The sequence below is a fragment of the Lactobacillus paragasseri genome, assembly GCF_003584685.1.
Classification (GTDB): domain Bacteria; phylum Bacillota; class Bacilli; order Lactobacillales; family Lactobacillaceae; genus Lactobacillus; species Lactobacillus paragasseri.
Window position 1 is genome coordinate 1,308,968 of sequence record NZ_AP018549.1, and the last position, 20,004, is coordinate 1,328,971.

24 protein-coding genes and 1 riboswitch are annotated in these 20,004 nt (G+C 33.0%); of the genes, 2 read left to right on the top strand and 22 right to left on the bottom strand.

What is annotated here, in order from left to right:
- Nucleotides 1–19: 19 nt before the first annotated feature.
- The 10 genes from LpgJCM5343_RS06350 to coaBC all read right to left on the bottom strand — a co-directional run bounded on the left by LpgJCM5343_RS06350 (nucleotide 20) and on the right by coaBC (nucleotide 7,304).
- Nucleotides 20–1,021: a class I SAM-dependent methyltransferase gene (locus LpgJCM5343_RS06350; protein ID WP_101890819.1), complete on the bottom strand. Its 1,002-nt coding sequence runs from the start codon at nucleotides 1,019–1,021 to the stop codon at nucleotides 20–22.
- Nucleotides 1,022–1,217: 196 nt separating this feature from the next.
- Complete coding sequence (comGF, locus tag LpgJCM5343_RS06355) at nucleotides 1,218–1,736, bottom strand: competence type IV pilus minor pilin ComGF (RefSeq protein ID WP_077959218.1); 519 nt, start codon at nucleotides 1,734–1,736, stop codon at nucleotides 1,218–1,220.
- Between the two features lie 4 nt (nucleotides 1,737–1,740).
- A complete protein-coding gene (locus LpgJCM5343_RS06360; RefSeq protein ID WP_048686408.1) occupies nucleotides 1,741–1,962 on the bottom strand; it encodes a type II secretion system protein in 222 nt (73 codons plus the stop codon).
- The gene (locus LpgJCM5343_RS06365; RefSeq protein WP_020807902.1) at nucleotides 1,952–2,368 is read right to left on the bottom strand and encodes a type II secretion system protein; all 417 of its coding nucleotides are present in this window, start codon (nucleotides 2,366–2,368) and stop codon (nucleotides 1,952–1,954) included. Before LpgJCM5343_RS06365 ends, LpgJCM5343_RS06360 begins: the two co-directional genes overlap by 11 nt.
- Nucleotides 2,365–2,661 carry a competence type IV pilus major pilin ComGC gene (gene comGC / locus LpgJCM5343_RS06370; protein WP_039156129.1) on the bottom strand — a complete coding sequence of 99 codons (297 nt, stop codon included), beginning with the start codon at nucleotides 2,659–2,661 and terminating at the stop codon, nucleotides 2,365–2,367. Before comGC ends, LpgJCM5343_RS06365 begins: the two co-directional genes overlap by 4 nt.
- An 8-nt stretch (nucleotides 2,662–2,669) precedes the next feature.
- Nucleotides 2,670–3,650, bottom strand: coding sequence for a type II secretion system F family protein (locus LpgJCM5343_RS06375; RefSeq protein ID WP_101890820.1), 981 nt, complete (start codon nucleotides 3,648–3,650; stop codon nucleotides 2,670–2,672).
- On the bottom strand, nucleotides 3,637–4,614 hold the full coding sequence (gene comGA, locus LpgJCM5343_RS06380) for a competence type IV pilus ATPase ComGA (RefSeq protein WP_101890821.1): 978 nt from the start codon (nucleotides 4,612–4,614) through the stop codon (nucleotides 3,637–3,639). Before comGA ends, LpgJCM5343_RS06375 begins: the two co-directional genes overlap by 14 nt.
- Nucleotides 4,615–4,768: 154 nt before the next feature.
- Nucleotides 4,769–5,500: a YebC/PmpR family DNA-binding transcriptional regulator gene (locus LpgJCM5343_RS06385; RefSeq protein WP_020807906.1), complete on the bottom strand. Its 732-nt coding sequence runs from the start codon at nucleotides 5,498–5,500 to the stop codon at nucleotides 4,769–4,771.
- An 83-nt stretch (nucleotides 5,501–5,583) separates the two neighbouring features.
- Nucleotides 5,584–6,099 (bottom strand): VanZ family protein, encoded by a 516-nt coding sequence (locus LpgJCM5343_RS06390; protein ID WP_003648482.1) that lies wholly within the window; start codon nucleotides 6,097–6,099, stop codon nucleotides 5,584–5,586.
- The gene (gene coaBC / locus LpgJCM5343_RS06395; RefSeq protein WP_101890822.1) at nucleotides 6,096–7,304 is read right to left on the bottom strand and encodes a bifunctional phosphopantothenoylcysteine decarboxylase/phosphopantothenate--cysteine ligase CoaBC; all 1,209 of its coding nucleotides are present in this window, start codon (nucleotides 7,302–7,304) and stop codon (nucleotides 6,096–6,098) included. The genes LpgJCM5343_RS06390 and coaBC overlap by 4 nt, the downstream gene beginning before the upstream one ends.
- 165 nt (nucleotides 7,305–7,469) lie before the next feature.
- On the opposite strand from coaBC, the gene LpgJCM5343_RS06400 reads away from it, so the two are divergent.
- On the top strand, nucleotides 7,470–8,363 hold the full coding sequence (locus LpgJCM5343_RS06400; protein WP_113532449.1) for a metal ABC transporter solute-binding protein, Zn/Mn family: 894 nt from the start codon (nucleotides 7,470–7,472) through the stop codon (nucleotides 8,361–8,363).
- A 32-nt stretch (nucleotides 8,364–8,395) separates the two neighbouring features.
- Here the strand turns inward: LpgJCM5343_RS06400 and LpgJCM5343_RS06405 are convergent, their stop codons facing one another.
- Both LpgJCM5343_RS06405 and LpgJCM5343_RS06410 read right to left on the bottom strand, forming a co-directional pair.
- A complete protein-coding gene (locus tag LpgJCM5343_RS06405; protein WP_101890823.1) occupies nucleotides 8,396–9,172 on the bottom strand; it encodes an alpha/beta fold hydrolase in 777 nt (258 codons plus the stop codon).
- Nucleotides 9,173–9,174: 2 nt separating this feature from the next.
- Nucleotides 9,175–9,882 carry a hypothetical protein gene (locus tag LpgJCM5343_RS06410; RefSeq protein ID WP_077958765.1) on the bottom strand — a complete coding sequence of 236 codons (708 nt, stop codon included), beginning with the start codon at nucleotides 9,880–9,882 and terminating at the stop codon, nucleotides 9,175–9,177.
- 110 nt (nucleotides 9,883–9,992) lie between these two features.
- Here LpgJCM5343_RS06410 and LpgJCM5343_RS06415 point away from each other — a divergent pair, with 110 nt between their 5' ends.
- The gene (locus LpgJCM5343_RS06415) at nucleotides 9,993–11,204 is read left to right on the top strand and encodes a DUF4097 family beta strand repeat-containing protein (RefSeq protein ID WP_077958764.1); all 1,212 of its coding nucleotides are present in this window, start codon (nucleotides 9,993–9,995) and stop codon (nucleotides 11,202–11,204) included.
- Nucleotides 11,205–11,259: 55 nt separating this feature from the next.
- On the opposite strand, the gene crcB is transcribed toward LpgJCM5343_RS06415, so the two are convergent.
- The 10 genes from crcB to LpgJCM5343_RS06465 form a co-directional block, all read right to left on the bottom strand.
- Nucleotides 11,260–11,622, bottom strand: coding sequence for a fluoride efflux transporter CrcB (crcB, locus tag LpgJCM5343_RS06420; RefSeq protein ID WP_003648476.1), 363 nt, complete (start codon nucleotides 11,620–11,622; stop codon nucleotides 11,260–11,262).
- The gene (locus tag LpgJCM5343_RS06425) at nucleotides 11,619–12,008 is read right to left on the bottom strand and encodes a fluoride efflux transporter FluC (protein WP_020806678.1); all 390 of its coding nucleotides are present in this window, start codon (nucleotides 12,006–12,008) and stop codon (nucleotides 11,619–11,621) included. The genes crcB and LpgJCM5343_RS06425 overlap by 4 nt, the downstream gene beginning before the upstream one ends.
- Nucleotides 12,001–12,816 (bottom strand): Cof-type HAD-IIB family hydrolase, encoded by an 816-nt coding sequence (locus LpgJCM5343_RS06430; RefSeq protein ID WP_077958763.1) that lies wholly within the window; start codon nucleotides 12,814–12,816, stop codon nucleotides 12,001–12,003. The genes LpgJCM5343_RS06425 and LpgJCM5343_RS06430 overlap by 8 nt, the downstream gene beginning before the upstream one ends.
- Nucleotides 12,817–12,892: 76 nt before the next feature.
- A riboswitch (Fluoride riboswitch) is annotated at nucleotides 12,893–12,955 on the bottom strand.
- 14 nt (nucleotides 12,956–12,969) lie between these two features.
- Complete coding sequence (gene glmM, locus LpgJCM5343_RS06435) at nucleotides 12,970–14,325, bottom strand: phosphoglucosamine mutase (protein WP_003647032.1); 1,356 nt, start codon at nucleotides 14,323–14,325, stop codon at nucleotides 12,970–12,972.
- A 24-nt stretch (nucleotides 14,326–14,349) separates the two neighbouring features.
- Nucleotides 14,350–15,318, bottom strand: a complete 969-nt coding sequence (locus tag LpgJCM5343_RS06440) for a CdaR family protein (RefSeq protein WP_003648472.1) — start codon at nucleotides 15,316–15,318, stop codon at nucleotides 14,350–14,352.
- Nucleotides 15,315–16,163 (bottom strand): diadenylate cyclase CdaA, encoded by an 849-nt coding sequence (cdaA, locus tag LpgJCM5343_RS06445; RefSeq protein ID WP_003648471.1) that lies wholly within the window; start codon nucleotides 16,161–16,163, stop codon nucleotides 15,315–15,317. Before cdaA ends, LpgJCM5343_RS06440 begins: the two co-directional genes overlap by 4 nt.
- A 42-nt stretch (nucleotides 16,164–16,205) precedes the next feature.
- Entirely contained in the window at nucleotides 16,206–17,279 is a 1,074-nt protein-coding gene (locus tag LpgJCM5343_RS06450) for an ABC transporter substrate-binding protein (protein ID WP_101890824.1), read from the bottom strand.
- Nucleotides 17,276–18,073 carry an ABC transporter permease gene (locus tag LpgJCM5343_RS06455; RefSeq protein ID WP_003647028.1) on the bottom strand — a complete coding sequence of 266 codons (798 nt, stop codon included), beginning with the start codon at nucleotides 18,071–18,073 and terminating at the stop codon, nucleotides 17,276–17,278. The genes LpgJCM5343_RS06450 and LpgJCM5343_RS06455 overlap by 4 nt, the downstream gene beginning before the upstream one ends.
- Complete coding sequence (locus tag LpgJCM5343_RS06460) at nucleotides 18,070–18,882, bottom strand: ABC transporter permease (protein WP_003648469.1); 813 nt, start codon at nucleotides 18,880–18,882, stop codon at nucleotides 18,070–18,072. The genes LpgJCM5343_RS06455 and LpgJCM5343_RS06460 overlap by 4 nt, the downstream gene beginning before the upstream one ends.
- A gap of 3 nt (nucleotides 18,883–18,885) precedes the next feature.
- Nucleotides 18,886–19,977, bottom strand: a complete 1,092-nt coding sequence (locus LpgJCM5343_RS06465; RefSeq protein ID WP_020806681.1) for an ABC transporter ATP-binding protein — start codon at nucleotides 19,975–19,977, stop codon at nucleotides 18,886–18,888.
- Between the last annotated feature and the right edge of the window lie 27 nt (nucleotides 19,978–20,004).

Genomic DNA, 20,004 nt, shown 5'->3' on the forward strand with positions numbered 1-20,004 from the left:
ACCTCTCGTATTATATAAATTAATTTTCACTCTTATGATACCAGTCATTTAGTTTCATATTAAATGCTACTAAAGATTCTGGTTTCTTTAATGAATCTAATTTAGCCACCAAAACTTCACGCTTGAGAGCATGCTCCCCATGATTTTGGAAAACTAAAATTGATTTTTGTTGAATTTGGCTTGAAAACATGTCATCAGGCAAATCGACAATCGCCTGAATATTAACTTTTTTAGCCAGCCAAGTCATGAATTCAGTAGATCCTTTACCAGTAAATAGTAATCTAGGTACTACTAAAAATGCAAAACCATCACGCTTAAGATTATTTACTATTTGTTCAATAAATAAAGTATGGGCAAACGAATGTCCCTCTTTTGCATGATTTTCGAAACGCTCAGCATTATTATCCAATGGATAATAACCTACTGGCACATCACTTACCACTATATCCGCTTTTTCAATCATCCATGGATCTAAAGCATCTTGACAATATAAATCAATCTTTAAATCTTCAAGATGGGCGCCAATATCTGCTAAATCCAATAATGCTTCTTCATTATCAATTCCAATTAATTTGTAATTGTTTTGTGAATGATTTTCCTGAATCAGCTGTCTAATAACCGAATAAAGTAAATTTCCAGTTCCAATTGCGGGATCAACCACAGTTTTTTTACCTGTCGGAACGATTCTTTGCCAAATCAAAGCAATTACTGTAGCAATTACTGAAGGTGTGGGCATCAAGTTATAGTCACTGGCATCTTGAATAATTGCTTTTAAAGTTAATAAAGTAAATATTTGTACTTTTAAGGTACGTGGCAAATTATCATAATCTAATTTACGATACTCTTCAGTTAATTCAGCTACGGTTTCTTTATCTGGGGCACCTGATTCTACTTTGATTTTTCCATTTTCTAGATTATCAAAGGTTTCCGTCAATGCCGATGAAAAAGAAACATTCAGCGCTTTTTGTAAATGCTCAATAGCTGTCTGAAATTTTGGATATAATTCTTCTACTTTTTGCATTTTTCTTCCTTCTTTAATATTCCTTCTAATATTCTATAGGTATCATCAAATACTAGCAAGCAATCATTGTTACTTGGAAAAATAATTTATCAAAGAAAGATTACTTTCCATATTTTCAGTAAAACTACGTTGATACATCATTACAAAGGCAATGCAAATATTAATAAGCAGCAAACTACTAATTAAGGCACTTCCCTTAAGCCTTTTTACTCTTATCTTTTTTCTCATCCTGTATTTTATTTTCCTTTTTCTTTGGTAAATCTGTTTTGAAAAACATCTCACTTTGTCTACCATCTTTTTCAGTTACTAAAATAGAAAAAGAATCTTTTGAAGTAGAACATTTTATTTTTTTAATTTGAAAAAGTAGCGGCATGTGTCCTCCCTCATCTGTTCTCATTCTCAAAACATCATTTGAACTCATATCAATTACATATGTATCGTAAATTAAATCACCATTCTTTTTCTTCTTATCCGATAACTTTCTAAGAACAATTTTAGTTGGATCTGAACCCGTTGTACTTACTTCAACATGTCCACTTTCTTTTAAGAAATTATTTATCTGTACATAACTATACGAAATTTCATTAACTCCGGTTTTCTGGCGATTAACTTTTCTAAGTGTGCCTATAAGTCCAAATAATATTTGCGCACATAAAATAGTAACTGCGATTGCAAATACAGCTTCTAATAAGGTAAAACCCTTTATCTTTTTCATTATTTTATTTTCTATGATAGACATGATCATGCACTAATAATGTCTTCTTATCACTGTGTCTAAAAATATATTCCGCATAAGCCTTATCTACTCGTTTTTCAATCTGTTTTTCAGTCTGTCTATTTTGTTTAATTGTTATCCCTAAAAGCAATACTCCTAAACAGGCTATCGTGAAGCCTACACATGCTTCCAATAAAATGAAGCCCTTGACTTTTCTATTCTTCAACCATCCTACCCCATGTCATCTGTATTTTAATTTTCTTTTCTTTGCTTCCACTCTTAACAGTAATTGTTCTCGGCGATATGGTTCCGCGATTGCTAATATATAAATTATCAAAATTATAAACTCTAACATGTCGATTCAAATATACTTTTGACACTTGATGCGGCTCCATTATCTGAATTGAAGAATTATTGTCAAAATATGATAAAAAATACGACTTCTTTTCTACTGTTGAGAGATGCAAATACTTATTGATAGTTGATCTAATTTGACGCGTGGTACTGTCTAAGATTATCTGTTCCTTAATATTTTTAACATAAAGCGTTGGCATTAACACGAGTAAACAAATTATTGTTAAAGTAACTATCGTTTCAATCAAAGTAAAAGCTTTTATTCTCTTAAAAATCATTTCTGCGGTAATTTTTCATATCTTTCTTTTTGTTTTTGAGAAATATATTCCTTCTTTACTAGCTCTTCTAATGAAGTACCATCTCCATTATCTTCAGCTAATTGTCTTTGGGTCTCAATCGTTGTTCTTAAGGCTTCATCTGTTTTGGTAGTCGCTCTTTCTTTTTGCTTACTTAAGCCCGGAACAATTAACAAAATTAGCATCGCAATAATGGCAATTACAATTACCATTTCAACTAAGGTAAATCCTTTTACCTGTTTATTTTTCATAATAAAATGCTTTAACTTTCTCATTTTTACCTCTACATTGTTTCCATTAAATGATACATTGGCATTAAAATTTTTAAATACATTCCTAGAATACAAATTCCAATAAAAATAAAGCACAGCGGCTGCAAATTAACGATTAAACTGTTTAATTTGAGATTTAATTCATAGAAAAGTGTCTTGCTAAGCAATAATGCTCTTTTCCCAATTTGCTCTCTTGTCGTTCCAGTCTCTAAAAGCATAATTAAATTATTAGAAATAAAAGCTTCACTCTCAATAATTGCTTTAATTTCAATTCCTTTTTCTAATTGATTCTTCACTTTTGCTCCTAAAACTTGTTGCAACGAATTCTTTGGTTGCTGATCAGTAAGTTGACAAATTTTTTGCAGTGAGAAGCCATTGATCAGTAAAATAGCTAAGTCAGACACGATAAGATAGTGAACATATAAATTTAATGTTGGTCCAATTATAGGTATCCTAGTTAATTTATTCAGGGCATAATAATCTTGTTTATTGAGCAACATGATTATCTTACTAATAAGAAATGCGCCTATAATAACTAACAACACAAGTCCACCTAACATTAAATTACTCGTCCAGTCATTATCTGACATTTCTGTCTTTAAAAAGGTTTGCATACAAATCAATAGCGTAACCATCATTCCAATTAAAAGTGCTGGATAAGCCAATTCTCCTCGCAATTTCTTTAACTGCTTATTTTTCAATCGAATAAGTTTACTTAATTGGTCTAAACAAGACAATAAATTTCCGTCAATAATCGCCATATTTATTTGTGCAGATAAAGTACTAGAAAATCCCACTTCATGCAATACATCTCCAAGTTGCCTGCCTTCTTCAACTTGTTTACTTATATAGACTAAGTGGCTAGAATTACCACTCCATATTTTAGGCAGTAGTTTTAAACTAGCATTAAGCGAATAACCATTAATTAGTGCTTGTTTTAAATAATCAATAAAAATTAATTGAGCAGCGCTGTTTAGTTTATCCTTCTTCATAAAGATGCTTCGTATCTTCACTAATCTTTCCTCTTTCAACTAACTGCTCTAAATTACTTTGCCAATTACTCAAATCATGGCGATTGTCATTAAACGCAATAGCTTGATCAAGTATTTTTCCATACCTAATATCCATTAAACAAGCAACTTTATTTTGATTTTTTATTGGTAGCAACCTTTGATAAGAAACAGCTGTCAGACAATTGCATAATTCATCTTTAGTGATTCCTAATCCTTCAAGACGTGAAATTGTTTGCAAGGCTGTTTTCGCATGAATAGTTGCTAAAACCAAATGTCCACTTAAAGCTGCATTAATACTGTTTTTGGCAGTTTCTTGATCTCGAATTTCCCCAATAATTAAAATATCCGGCCTATGTCGTAAAGCAGCCTTTAGTAAATCTGGATAAGCAATTCCCGCAACAAGATTTACCTGTGTTTGTAAAAAATTGGGATTCCAAACCTCGACCGGATCTTCAATAGTCATTACAACCTTTTCTTTTCCCACTAGTTGTGCTAGTTCATACATGGTTGAAGTCTTTCCCGATCCTGTTGGACCACTAGTCACTATCAACCCCCGTTGATTAGTAAGTCTTTTTAGCAAATCGAATTGTTCCGAGAGAAAATAATTATTACTTTTTTCTCCATAAATTAATCGAATTACTAAAGACTCATCTCCCTCAAATTCCCCCACACTTGAAAAGCGTAAAAAAACCTTTTCATCCCCAAATTTAGTCTGATAAGCACCCACTTGTGGTCTACGACGCTCAGATATATCCATTTGCGCCTGAAACTTGAAATAATTAAGTAATTCTTTTCCTGCTTGCTGGCCTAATTCTTTTATTTTACTCAAGCCTAGGGCAGTTCGAATCTTTATTTCATAGCCTCCAATAGCTGGAAAAATAAAGATATCACTAGCATGGCTTTTAATTGCTTTTTCTAAAATAACTTCTGATACTTCGTTCATAATTAATCCCTCCTTTGCCATACACTTATTAGTACGCAAAAATGTAATAGTTTTTTTATTATTTTAAAAATTGAGTAAAAAAAAGACTGACGCAAAGGTCAGCCATAAAAAAATAGACCTAAAATGAAAATTAGGTCTATTTCTTGATAAATTATTATTCATCATCATCTGCAGCAGCAGTATAAACATTAGAAACATCATCGTTATCTTCTAATGCATCAATTAAATGAGAAAATTGCTCTTTTTTATCTGCTGGAACTGGAGTGGTGTTTTGCGGAATCATAGTTAATTCAGCGTTAGCTAACTTGTAGCCAGCTTTTTCTAAAGCATCACGTACAGCTGTAAATTGCTTAGGATCAGTGTAGATTTCAAATGCATCATCACTAGTTTCTAAATCATCCCCACCAGCGTCCATAACATCAAGTAAAACTTGGTCTTCGTCAGCATCAGTAGTGGAACGATCAATTACAATATATCCCTTACGGTCAAACATGTAAGCAACAGAACCAGTTGCACCGAGTGAACCTCCATTACGAGTAAAGGCAACACGAACATCAGAAGCAGTACGGTTCTTGTTATCAGTTAAAGCTTCAACCAAAACTGCAACACCACCGGGTGCGTAGCCTTCATAGGTAATTTCATCATAATGTTCATCTGAATTACCTTCAGCCTTCTTAATAGCACGTTCAATATTAGTCTTAGGCATGTTTGCTGCACGTGCTTTATCCATAACCATACGTAAAGTAGGATTTCCTGAAGGGTCAGGACCACCACTCTTTGCAGCCATATAAATTTCACGAGATAATTTTTGGAAAACTTTACCTCTCTTAGCGTCTTGCGCATTCTTGCGGCCTTGAATATTGTGCCATTTTGAATGTCCTGACATAAGAATCCTTCTTTCTTTTTATTTAATATAGTTAACCTTGTCAATCATAACGCACTCAAGGTTTAAATTCAATCTATGATTAATTATGAATTACTTTTTTCTTGATGGTGTCTAATCCAGTAGATAAAAATACAGAATAAAATAGCTAAAAGCGCTCCGGCTGAATCGAGAGCAACATCGTGAAGACTTGGAGTTCTATCTCCAGTCAAATATTGGTGAAATTCATCTAATCCCGCTAATCCAATAATCCCTAGCCAAATAAATAAGGGGCCACACCATTTTTTAAATAAGCGGTCTAAGCCTAAACAAGCAAATAAACCAACTAAAAAATATGATGAAAAATGGGCAAATTTTCTCATGACAAATTGAGTCATTCCCGCTTCCCCATTGTCCAAAAATGCATTGTGCCAACGTCCAGCATAATAGATATTCCACTTTCCAACTACTCTTTCAATAATTGGAAAATGTCGATGAATAAATCCTGGTGACATCTCTTGTTCGTGATAAGTCATTGAACTAGAAATAAATAAACCTAAAAGCACTAAGAGCATTAAACAAACAAAGATCATTTCTCGCTTCGTTAATACTGTTTTTTTCATTTTTCAACTTTCCTACTTTCAAGTTCTTCAGCAACCAAAATAATTATTTTTTTAGCAATTTCAATTTTAGTTGTCTCTACTATATTCTCGATTGTTTTACCTTGCCTTAAAATCGTAACTTTATCTTTATCGCTACCAAATACTCCATGACTGACATCATTTGCAACAATCATATCAGCGTTTTTCTCTTGCAGTTTTTTAGAAGCATTTTCTAATAAATTGTTTGTTTCAGCGGCAAAGCCAACAACAACTTGGTTTGCCTTTTTTATACCTCCCATTTTTTTCAAAATATCAGGAGTTTCTTTCAAATAAATCTTTAACTCATCCCCCTGATCCTGCTTTTTGATTTTATGAGTAATATAATTTACCGGTTCATAATCTGCTACAGCAGCTGCCATAATTAAAGCATCTGCTCCTAAAAAAGCAGTCTTAACAGCTGAGAGCATTTCTTCAGTAGTTTCTACCTTAATATTTTTTAAATTAGGTGAGTTAGGTAATGAAACAGCAATGTGTCCTGAAATTAAAATCACCTCTGCCCCAGCAGCAAGAGCAGCTTTAGCTAAAGCTATTCCCATCTTACCACTCGAACGGTTACCCAAAAAACGAACTGGATCAAGTGGAGATATGGTTCCACCTGCAGTAATTACAATTTTTTTACCAGCTAATACTTTTTTAGCTTGAAGAGAATCATCTATCCAAGCCATAATGTCATCTGGCTCTGGCATCCTTCCCTTGCCGCTATATCCTTCAGCTAAGCGTCCAGTAGCGGGCTCCATTACAGCAATTCCATCTTGTTTTACTAATGCTAGATTTCTTTGAAAGGCAGGATTACTCCACATATGACTGTTCATAGCTGGAACTACGTATTTAGGTGAAGCTGTTGCTAAAAAAGTCGTAGTTGCCGCATCATCAGCAATACCATTTGCAATTTTGGCAATAAAATTAGCAGTTGCTGGGACTACAACAGCCATTTCTGTCCAATCAGCCAATTCAATATGCTGGATCTGATTAGCTCTTTCTTTTTCCCAGAGATCAGTCAATACTGGATACTTAGTTAAAGCAGCTAATGTTTGGGTACCGATCAAATGGACAGCTTCTTTTGTCATAGCTACTCTTACTTCATGTCCTTTTTTTTGAAAATTTCGTACAACATTAATTGCTTTATAGGCAGCAATACTACCTGTAATATAAATTGTAGCTTTCATTTCTTCTCAACCTTAATTTCATAATTTCTTTCTACTATAACACAAGCCAACTAAGACAAATTATTAAAAAATAAATTATCAAATTAAAAAACATTACCAGATTCTGATATGATTTATATTGAATAAAGATATAGCTCCAATACCTTGAAAGGATAAATATACAAAATGAAAAAATATTATCAAAAGATTTTTTCTCTTTTTATTGTAATGGGAACATTATTTTTTGTTCTTACTGGTTGCTCCAAAAAGGATAATTCATCGTCTAACAAAATATCGATTGTTACGAGCACCAATGTTTATGCTGATATTGCCCAAAATGTTTTGGGTAAGTACGGTAAGGCAACAGCCATTATTACTAGTAGTTCCACCGATCCCCATGATTTCGAACCAACTACTGCAGATGCAAAAAAAGTTCAAGACGCCAAAATCATTGTAGCTAATGGTTTAGGATATGATTCCTGGCTAGCAAAATTAGCTAAATCAAGTAATAAGTCTGCTGTCTTAGTTGGCGAAGACTTAATGAATTTGAAAAGCGGTGATAATCCTCATATCTGGTTTGACTTAAATATGCCAACCAAATATGTCAACTATTTGGTAAAGCGTTTATCTAAAATTGATAAAAAGCATGCAAACTATTATAAAGAACATGGAACTAAATACTTAGAAAAAATAAAAAAAGTTCAAAAAATGGCTGATTCTATTGATGGTACAAAGCAAAAGCCAGTATATGTTAGTGAACCAGTATTCGATTACGCTTTGAAAGCTACCCACTTTAAGATTGGTGATAAAGCTTTTGAAGAAGCAATTGAAAATGAAACCGATCCAAGTGCCAAAATTGTTCATCAAATGAATCAAACTATTAATAATCGTGGTATCTCTTTCTTTGTTAAGAACTCCCAAGTAAATAGTTCCACTGTTAACAATTTCGTTAAAAGAGCTAAATCAAAGAAGATTCCAATCTTGCAAGTTCGTGAAACCATTCCAAACAATACAACTTATTTGAAGTGGATAACAGAAAATTACCAAAATTTAGCAAATATCAATAAAAAGTTAAAATAATTACCAAAAAAGAGGCATAAGCCTCTTTTTTATTACCCTAAAATATCTTTTAATTTGCTATTAAATTGCTTAGGAATTTCCGCCATAATTACATGACCAGTTGGTGACATAATAAAACTATCTACTTGATCATTTTTTTCTTCAAGAAGTTTTTCATATCCTTCACGATAATACGGACTCTCCTTAGCAATAAAAAAAGTAATTGGAATTGATGCGTTTTCTATAACTTTTCGCCAATCTAGCGACATATGATTTTCTAATAAGTCCACATTATCTTTTCTATTAAACGGATCTTCTTCTTTTGCTTTCGTGAGTTTGGCATAAACATCATCATCTAGTCCTGCAAAAGTTTCGTGAACATGAGGTCTTTCTTGGCATTTTTCATGATAATTTTCACTTGTATAGTCCATAAAACCATACTTCCAATTCCTATCATTAAGCATCTTAGGTGATTGATCTATCACTAATGCACGTTTAACTACAGTTGGCCATTTTTTTATTAGACAGAAAATAATCGAAGCGCCCATTGAGTGTCCCATGAAAGTAGCCTGTTTAATTTTTAGAAAAGAAATTAATTCTTCTAAGTCTTGTGTTAGACGGGCAATATTATGACCTTTTTCTGTTCGTTGGCTCTTCCCCATATTCCGATGATCATAAGTAAGTACTTGATATCCTAAATTATTAAGAAATGATACTTGAGCAGACCATATTTCTTGATATGCCCCAAAACCATTAACTAAGACAATTGTCTTCCCTTTCCCAGTTAATTTATAATTAATTTTTATATTATCACTTGTTTCAAACAGCATTTTTACTCCTTATTCTGCTTAATTCTAATGAATAAACATCCAACTACAGCAATAATCGCAGTAATCAGTGCTTGACTTAATCCACTACTTAAACTTACATTGATCCCGGTATAAACGCTTTGTTGAAGCGAGCTTGTGGCAATTTCAGCTGCATACGATAAAACCCCATATGAGCCTACTGCGGCAATTAAAAGTGGTAAAATTGCAATCTTTTTACCAAATAAAACCATTACTATTGCCAAAATATAAAGACCAATTAGTAGGAAATAAATCAAATGATAAATCTCGGCTGCTTGTTTTACATCAGCAGAATTCTGCCTTAATTGTTCATTTACTAATTGTAATATTAACTGATTAAAAACTTGTTCTTGCTGCGTATCATTATTTAGTTTTAAATCAGATGCAGCTAATTTACCATTGGCCAAATAATTACTACTCAATTGATTTAGCCCTTGATATGATGTCTTTAATTCAATATTTTTGGGTAACTGTGATAAAAGTGTATCTTCGATTCCTGATTCTTGCAAAAAGGCAACTCCCATTTGCAAGTCACTATTATTCGCTTGGTCAACAACTTTATTAATTGAGCTTTTCACAAGACCAGCGGTACTATCAACTTTCAATTCAACTGGACTTGTTAAAGTCAAACTCAATGAAATAAAGATTAATCCAACTACAACTAATCTCCAAATCCATTTTATAAATTTCATTTTTTCTCCTAACGAAAATTTTAATAGTCTTTTATAATCCCCAAAATAATACATAAAGTTTTTTGGGGTGCTATATAATAAAAGTGTAACAAATATTAAAGGAGTTCAGCATGATTGATGAAAAACTAAAAGAATTTTTCAATAAATTTCCTCATATCAAGGAAAATAAACCTTTACAAAATACTCTGAGTAAAAAAATCAACAATCTAATAAAAAAAGAAATTCAGCATGGTGCAAGTCAGGTTGAAGCAGAACAAAAAGCACTTTTAAATTTAACTGATCTAGACACTTTATTATCACAATTAAAGAATTTAGAAGAAACTGACTACAGTAAATACAATGACTTTTTTGCTAAAATCTTTGATTCAAAATTAGTTAACGAATTAAATCTCAAATTAAATCAAATTGATGAGATTCACCTTAACTACCGTTTGGGCGATATTTTGGTCTTACCCACTAATTCATCAAACTTAATTGTGCATGACTTTATGTCTCGAGACATTGAAAATCTTCATTCAACGGTCGAAAAAGTTGGCAATGTCTTAAAAATTACCCAAGGTCCACGTAAGCTGGTTGGAATTTTTAAAAACAAAACTTTATTATTTTTACCTAAAAATTTTACTGGTTTTCTAACAATTAGAAGTCAAAGCGGTGATGTTTATATTAATAAAGTCACAAATTATTTCCTGCTTGATGTTACTGCAGTTTCTGGAGATTTATTGTTAGCTCACTCTAAGCTTAAACGCGTCCAGGCAGACCTGAAGTCAGGTGATATTGCTGTTTCTAATACATCTGCGAATGTATTTCATATTAATGCGCATTCTGGAATTTTAACCAGCGATCATGTTTGCGCAAAAGAAGAGATTTCTTATCATACAAGCAGTGGAAACATAGATTTAGATAATATTTCTACCAAAAACTTTTTTATTGATACAAAGAGTGGAAAAATTATTATTAATGACCTTAATAGCGAAAGAATGGATTTAGTCACTGATACAGGAAATATGAGCCTAAATAATATTAAAGGTAGCGGTGATATTAAGTCTGGAATTGGTAAAATAAATTTATCAATTGCTGATAAATCTAACTTTAGTTTTTTAATTAAAAGCAGAGTTGGAAGTATCCGTGTAAATGTACCAAGAACAGAATTATTTAAATTCAAAATTAATACTAAAAAAATCGGTCCTACCGATCTTCCACTCGACTCCATTATTTATGGCAATAATGAATACGATGAAATCGAAGGATACGTTGGCGATGAAAATTCAAGTAATTCACTAATAATCACAAGTGAAATCGGAAAAGTATCAATTAAAAACTAAAATTAAATAGCCTTAGAAAAAATGCTAGCAAACCTAAAATTTGCTAGCATTTTTTCTAAATCATTAATCCAACTTTATATCCTGCAAAAACTAAAATTAAGCCACCGCCATAAGATAATAAAGCATAAAGAAGAAATATTTTATAATTATGGTCTTGCCAATGAGAAAGCAATTCAACATTTAATGTAGAAAAGGTCGTATAACCTCCCAGTACCCCAGTTCCAACCAAAGCATAAATAAATGGCGATAAGTTACGCGAAAAAACTAGTCCTAACAAAAATGCTCCAGTAAGATTTATTAATAAAGTGGCATAAGGAAAGTTGCTAGACCAATGTTTTTTACCATAATTAGTAATTCCGTATCTGAGAACTGCTCCCCAAATTGCTCCAAAACCAGCTGTTACAAGTGTACTTATCATGCTCTTATTGCCAACTTTCTACCTAATATTTTTCCTGTAATCATTCCTAAATAAGCAAATAAAAATCCAATAAAGATTGAACTAAAGAAATATATCAGTGCCTGATTATTCATTCCGTTTTCTAATTGCTTAAACGTATCCAAATGGAAACTAGAAAAGGTTGTAAATGCACCTACAAAACCTGTACTTAACCCTGTAACTAGCCAATCTCGTCCTTCTCTAAATTCAATAAAGAAATATGTTAGAAATGCTAATAAAAAGCAACCAATGATATTAGCTACAAAAGTTCCAGCCTGTGACCAAATTACATTTAAATAAGCACGTAATGCACCTCCAAAAAATGCAAATAAACTGACACTGATATAATTTTTTAACTTTTTATTCATTAAAAACCAACCTTCTTATTGCATATGCAATTCCATCTTCATTATTTGTTCGAGTAACATAATTAGCTCGCTTCTTTATCTCTAATACCGCGTTTCCCATAGCCACTTTATAAAAATCTGGAACGTCAAACATAGAAATATCATTTTTTTGATCACCAAAAATCATTACTTCATCTTGTTTAAGATTAAGTTTCCGTGCCAATTCTTTCAAAGCGTTTCCTTTTGAAGCCTGCTTAGAATTAATTTCAATTAATGTTTCATCAGAGGTGGAAACATTATATTTTTCAATAACTTCTTGAGGTAAACCACGATAAACCCTTTCCATTTCTGATGGAGCACCTGAAAACATAGCTTTTGTAAATTTTAAATCTTTTGCTATATCTTTTAACTCACAAACTTCAATTGGCATTCTAGTTAGCCAACTTTCACGCGATAAATAGTAGTTGACAAAGTGATTTAATGTAATAAACTTATCCCTTACTTCAACATGAAAGTTAGCTTTCAGTTGCTGAGCTATTTTTTCAAAAAACTGGAAATCTTGATAATTTAGTAATTCTTCAACTACCGCATTTCCTTGTGCATTCAAAACCAGAGCGCCATTAAAAGCAACAGCATATTGATTAGGATCTTGCAGATCTAACTGATCTAAATACTCTTTAATTCCTGGAAATGGCCTCCCCGAGCAGGGAACGATTTTGATACCTGATCGAGATGCTTTTTGTAAAGCTTCCTTTGTTTCATAACTTATTTCTTGTTTATCATTCAATAAAGTTCCATCAAGATCAACGGCAATTAATTTTATCTTCATCAATTTTCTCCTATGTAAACGTTCGCTTTCCTTTCTATTATACAAAAAAAGACGACGCTACTCCCTTATTACACATAAGAAAGTAGGCGTCGTCAGATCTTAATCGGTTAAATTGGTGAACGCCATCACCTATTATAATTTAATCAAGGCAGTTTATTTTGAACCCATTTCTTCTTCAACGACTTTAGCCACTTCTTCACAATACTTATCAGCTAATTCTTGTGTTGGTGCTTCAGTCATAACACGAAGTAAACTTTGAGTTCCAGATGGACGAACAAAAATCCGTCCTTCATCGCTCAATTCTTCTTCTACCTTTTTAATTGCTTCGGTAATACGCTTATGTTCTTTCCAGTCTTTTTTATCCTTAACAGGAACATTGATTAAGCGTTGTGGATATTCCTTAAAGTCGCTTAATAATTCACTTAATGACTTACCAGTATCCTTCATTACGTATAATAAATGCAATCCGGTAAGCATTCCATCACCAGTATTATGATAGTCACTGATAATAACATGACCAGATTGTTCACCGCCTAGATTATAACCATTAGCTCTCATTTCTTCTGAAACATAACGGTCACCAACTTGAGTTCTGACATTCTTAAGGCCACGTCTTTCTAAAGCCTTAGTAAAGCCTAAGTTACTCATCACAGTTGTAACAATCGTATCTTTCTTTAAACGGCCATGATCAGCAAGATATGAACCAATTACATACATAATATGGTCGCCATCGACTTCGTTACCATTTTCATCAACAGCAATACAACGGTCAGCATCCCCATCAAATGCTAAGCCCAATTGAGCACCTTGCTTTACAACTTCTTCTTGTAACTTCTTAGTATGAGTTGCACCTACATGATCATTAATATTTAAGCCATTGGGATGAGTTGCGATTGTAGTAAAATCAACGCCCATATCAGCAAATAATCTTGAAATTAAAGCACTAGCTGCGCCGTTTGCACCATCTACAACAACTTTAATTCCGCCTAATTCTTCAGGTAAAGTATTTTCAATAAATTGCAAGTACTTTGAAGCACCTTCGTGGTAATTCGTTACAGTACCTAAACCTTCAGCTGAAGGACGTGGAAGCTTGTCTTCTGGTGCATCAATTAATTTTTCAATTTCTTCTTCTTTAGCATCAGATAGTTTTAAGCCATCACTACCAAAGAACTTAATCCCATTATCTTCAACTGGATTATGAGAAGCTGAGATTTGAACACCAGCATCTGCACCTTGAGCACGAACTAAGTAAGAAAGGCCTGGAGTCGTAATCACACCAACTTCTAAAACTTCAATTCCTACGGAAAGTAAACCAGAAATCAATGCATATTCTAACATTTGTCCAGAAATACGAGTATCACGCGAAACTAATACTTTAGCTCTTTCACCATCTTTTTTATCTTTGGTAAGAACATATCCTCCATCACGACCTAATTTAAAAGCCATTTCTGGAGTTAAGCCAGCATTAGCAACTCCCCGTACACCATCTGTTCCAAAATATTTAAGCATAATTTTTAACAACCTTTCCTTGTTTTATTCCTTTTTAGCAGTAGTATCAGTCACCTTTATATGAACTGGTATTACTGATGGTGAAGCCTTAACTACGCCCTTTGGTAATTTAATTGTTACATCTCTTGTAACATCTTGATTAATGCCACTTAAATCAACCTTTAAAGGAAGAGATGTTATTTTCTTTAACGTATTCTCATCACCATATATCTCAACTGTTTCTTCTTTCGCGGTTAATGAATAAACATGAGTTGATGATTCATTTTTTGACGTCACGTTTATTTTAACCTTTTTTTTCGACAAGTTAATTGGGATAGTAATGTGCGCTGTTGCTGGATCAATAGCAACATTGAGTTGATGTCCTTCTTTATCAAGTGCTACCAGCATTTCTTCACGCTCAAATGTGCTGTCTATTCCCTTTGGTAAATTTGCACGAGCTACGATACGATCAACTTGGTTAACTTCGCTCTTAGCGCCAGTAATGTTAACAACTTCTGGATCGCTCTTTGCTGTGCCAAGATTATACCCATGAGATACAGCACTCTTATTATACTCTATTTGTACAGGAAGGGTACGAGATTTTCTTTTTTGAATGTTTACGCGCACTTTACTTGGACTCACACTATAAGTTAACTGAGTACTTAAACCATTTACCTTAATTGGTACCGTATGTTCTCCAGTTTTTAAATGGCTTAAATCAATATAAACACGAAAATTTTGAGTATTAATAGTTGAAGTAACCAGCGCATTTGATCCTTCTAAAGTAAGATTTATTTTTTCGGGATAGCCAGTTACATAATACTTATCAGTATTAACAGAAACTTGCAGGGGAGCTTTAATTACTTGCGTCTTGGTTGCAGTTTTCAGAGTTTCCTCTCGACGTCCTTGAGTTACAAACCCCTGTTGATTAGACGAAACATAAATGGCCAGTAAAATTGCCAATATCAATGCAACAATGCGATAGAACCAAGGTTTATCAAAAAACTTTTTCATTTTTTATTTGACCCCCAATTCCAAACATGATTTACAATTCGTTGATACCATTTTGGCTTCTCTTCTTCTTCCTTTGGAACTAATTGAGCATTTAAGTACTTCAAATACTCTTCTCTAGTCAAATCAAGCATAAATTGGCTATTACGAGTGATTGTTACACCACCTGTTTCTTCAGATACAACAATTGTAATTGCATCAGTAACTTCTGAAATACCCACTGCTGCCCGGTGACGAGTTCCTAGCTTTTTAGGAATCATACTATTATCTGAAAGTGGCAAATAAGCAGCAGCAACCGCGATTCGATTGTTTCTAATAATTACTGCACCGTCATGCAATGGCGTGTTAGGAATAAAGATGTTGATTAATAACTCGCCAGTAATATCTGCATCAATCGGAATACCAGTTTCAATATAATCTTCCAAACCAGTATTTTGCTGGATCGTAATTAAAGCCCCAATTCTTCTTTTGGACATATATTGAATCGCCTTATCTAATTCTCCAATCATTTTCTCAGCGGCCTGTTTTTCAGTCATAGTTGTGCCACCAAAAATTGGCGATCTTCCTAAATGTTCAAGTCCACGTCTAATTTCTGGTTGAAAAATAACGATTATTCCAATTACAGACCAAGAGAGAATTTGATCAACAAAATACGTTAGGGTATGTAAGTGTAATAATCCGGCTATAATTCTAACTACGATAATTAGAGATATTCCTTTAACTAATTGAACAGCCTTGGTTCCTCTTACCAACATAATTAAGCGATAAATAATATACCAAACAATCAGAATATCAATAATGTTCATTAAATTTTGCCAAGTAAATATTTGCTCGATGTTAAATTTCACTACTCATCCCTCCTAAGCCTTAATTATACCTAAACTACCGTCTTATCGACCATACATTTTAAATTCAAGAAACAGATCATTATATTCCTGAATTTTCTTAGGGCCTAAATCTTGATAAACTTGTAAATTTTTCATTGCTTGTTTACTTGGATAAAATTGCTTATCATTTTTTATCTCTTTAGGTAGTAATTTTTGAGCTTTGATATTTGGCGTTGCATAACCAATATACTCGGCATTTTGAGCAGCATTTTTTGGATCAAGCATGAAATTAATAAAAGCATATGCCCCTGCTTTATTTTTAACAGTACGGGGAATAACAAAATTATCAAACCACAAGTTTGAACCTTCTGGTGGAACCACATAATGTAAATGTTTATTATCATTTAACATTGTCCGCGCTTCACCAGACCATGTTACACCAACAGCTGCTTCATTCTGAATCATATACATTTTTAGCTCATCAGAAATAATAGCCTTTACATTGGGGCCTAATCCATCTAATTTAGTTTTAGCTAATTTAAGATCTAATGAATTAGTAGTATTTAATGACTTCCCCATCGACGCTAATGATAGTCCCATAATATCTCTAGCAGAATCAACTAATAAGATATTATGACGATAATCTTTTGACCAAAGATCGTTCCAATGCTTTATCTGTCCAGGTTTTACAAACTTGTCATTATACACAATTCCTAATGTCCCCCAGAAATATGGGACTGAATAAGTATTCTTAGGATCAAATGAGTGATGCAAAAATTCACTTCCGATATTTTTATAATTTGGAATTTTTTTTGTATCAATTTTATCAAGTAACTTAGCCTTTCGCATTTTCGAAATCATGTAATCAGAAGGAACACAAATATCGTAAGCAGTGCCTCCCTGCTTTACCTTCGTATACATAGCTTCATTCGAATCAAAGGTTTCATAAATTACATGATAGCCAGTTTGCTTTTCGAATTTTTTTATCAGCTTAGGGTCAATATAGTCGCCCCAATTATAAATAATTAGATTCTTACTATTGGCGCTAACACCACTATTATCTAGCTTCTTAGCCCAGGCCTCTAACCCCAAGCAAACTGCTAAAATAGCTAAAATTCCAATCAATAACTTTTTCATTGTGCACGCCCCTTACCGATATGGGATTTGTGATTAGTAATTACATAATAAATTAATACCAAAACCATTACGAAGATAAACATTAAGGTACTTAAGGCATTGATCTCTAAATTAATCCCTTGCCGTGCGCGTGAATAAATTTCTACAGATAATGTTGAAAATCCATTTCCAGTTACAAAAAAAGTAACTGCAAAATCATCTAATGAATAAGTCAAAGCCATAAAAAAGCCAGCCAAAATTCCCGGTGTAATAGCTGGAATCATTACTTTGCTATAAACTTGCCAAGTCGAAGCACCCAAATCTCTAGCAGCATCGACTAAAGAGTAATCAAATTCTTTTAAACGCGGTAAAACCATTAATACAACAATCGGAATTGAAAATGCGATATGACTTAATAATACTGACCCAAAGCCCAAACCAATTCCTAAAAAAGTAAAGAAGATCAAAAAACTGGCACCAATAATTACATCTGGTGAAACCATCAAAACATTATTTAATGCTAATAAAGTTTTTTGTCCTTTTTTATTCTTAGTCTGACTAATTGCAATTGCACCAAAAGTTCCAATTACTGTCGCAATCAAACTAGATAAGAGAGCTAATAAAATTGTTTCTAGAAAAATTGCTAGTAGTCGATTATCGTTAAATAAATCCTGATAATGACTTAAAGTAAATTTTTCAAAATGATCCATATTATGACCACTTGAGAAAGAATAATATATTAAATAAAAGATGGGTAAATACATCAAAACAAGGACAAAAGCAAAATAAATCCGAGACCATTTTATTTTTTTCATAGCTTGATCTCCTTTTTACGACGATGATCAGACGAAGTAAATAGCATAACAATTACCATTAGGACTATTAATACAACCCCAATTGTCGATCCCATTGACCAATTCATTGTGGTCATAAAATATTCTTCAATTGCAGTACCAAGCGTAATTACTCTGTTTCCGCCAATTAATCTTGTCAACATGAATAAAGAGAGTGAAGGAATAAATACTGCTTGAATTCCTGACTCAACTCCAGATTTAGAAAGTGGCCATAAAACCTTCATAAATGTTTGCCACTTACTTGCACCCAAATCATAAGCTGCTTGAATTACAGCCGGATTAATATCACAAATTGCATTATAAATCGGTAAAATCATAAATGGAATTTCAATATAAGCCGCTACAAAAATAAAAGCGAAATCAGTAAATAAAATATTTGCCGGTGCTATACCAAAAAGCTTTAAAAAGTTATTTAGCAATCCATGCTTGCCGAAAATTCCGATAAATGCATAGGCTTTTAAAAGCAAATTAATCCAAGTTGGTAAAATAATCAAAAGTAGCCAAAATTGCTGATTTTTCATTTGACTTAAAATATATGCAATCGGATAGGAAATTAACAAGGTAATTAAGGTAATTAAAAATGCATACCAAAATGAATTTAGCGTCATTCTCAAAAAAGTTCCATTAACAAAAAATTGTTGGAAATTTTTCAAGGTAAAACCATCATCACCTTTAAAGGCATTAATAGTAATTAAAATAATCGGAGCAATAACAAATAAACCAAGCCAAAGTACATAAGGCACAAGAAAAAATAGCCTACTCTTTTTCATATCTTACTCTTCTCCTTCATATGCCTCTAAACGTTTATCAAATTCTGCTTCGCTTTCACCAAAACGCATCACATGAATGTCCTCAGGATCAAAATATACCCCTACTTCTTTTCCAATGCTAGTTGGATTAGTCGAGTGAATCAGCCATTCATTTTCATCACTATCAATGGCCTTAATTTCAAAATGATCTCCCAAAAAGAGCTGACTTTCAACCATAACTCTTAACTTTCCATGTTCAATATCAGTAATATCTAGATCTTCAGGCCTTAAAACGACCTCTACTTTTTCTCCTGGTTTAATTCCTGCATCAGCACATTCAAAACGGTGATTACCGAATTCCACTTCATAATCTTTAATCATTCTTCCGCTCAGAATATTTGAATCACCTATAAAGCGAGCTACGAAATCATTAACTGGTTCATCATAAATATCAACTGGACTTCCACTTTGTTGGATTTTTCCTTCATTTAAAACAAAAATTTCATCACTCATAGCCAAAGCCTCTTCTTGATCATGAGTAACAAAAATAAAGGTAATTCCTAACTTTTTTTGGATTTCACGCAATTCAAATTGCATATCTTTTCTTAAACGCTTATCTAAAGCAGATAAAGACTCGTCTAAAAGTAGAACTTTTGGCTGATTCACAATTGCTCTTGCAATTGCAACACGTTGTTGCTGCCCACCACTTAATTCAGAAATTTCGCGATTTGCAAAGCCATCTAACTGAACCATATGAAGAGCTTCTTTAACAGCTAACTTTATTTCTTGCTTATCTTTTTTCTTGATTTGCAAACCAAAAGCAACATTTTCAAAAACATTCATATGCGGAAATAAGGCATAATTTTGGAAAACCGTATTAATTTTTCTCTTGGCTGCATCCAAGTTGGTAATATCTTTTCCATCAAAAAATACTTGACCACTTGTTGGTTCACTAAATCCAGCAATTATTCTTAAAATAGTTGTCTTGCCTGATCCTGATGGCCCTAATAAAGAATAGAATTTCCCTGATTCAATCGTTAAATTAATATCTTTTAGAGCCACAAACCCATCGTCATACTCTTTACGCACATGCGTTAATTTAATAATATCGCTCAACTTTTTCACCATCTCATCAAAAAAGCT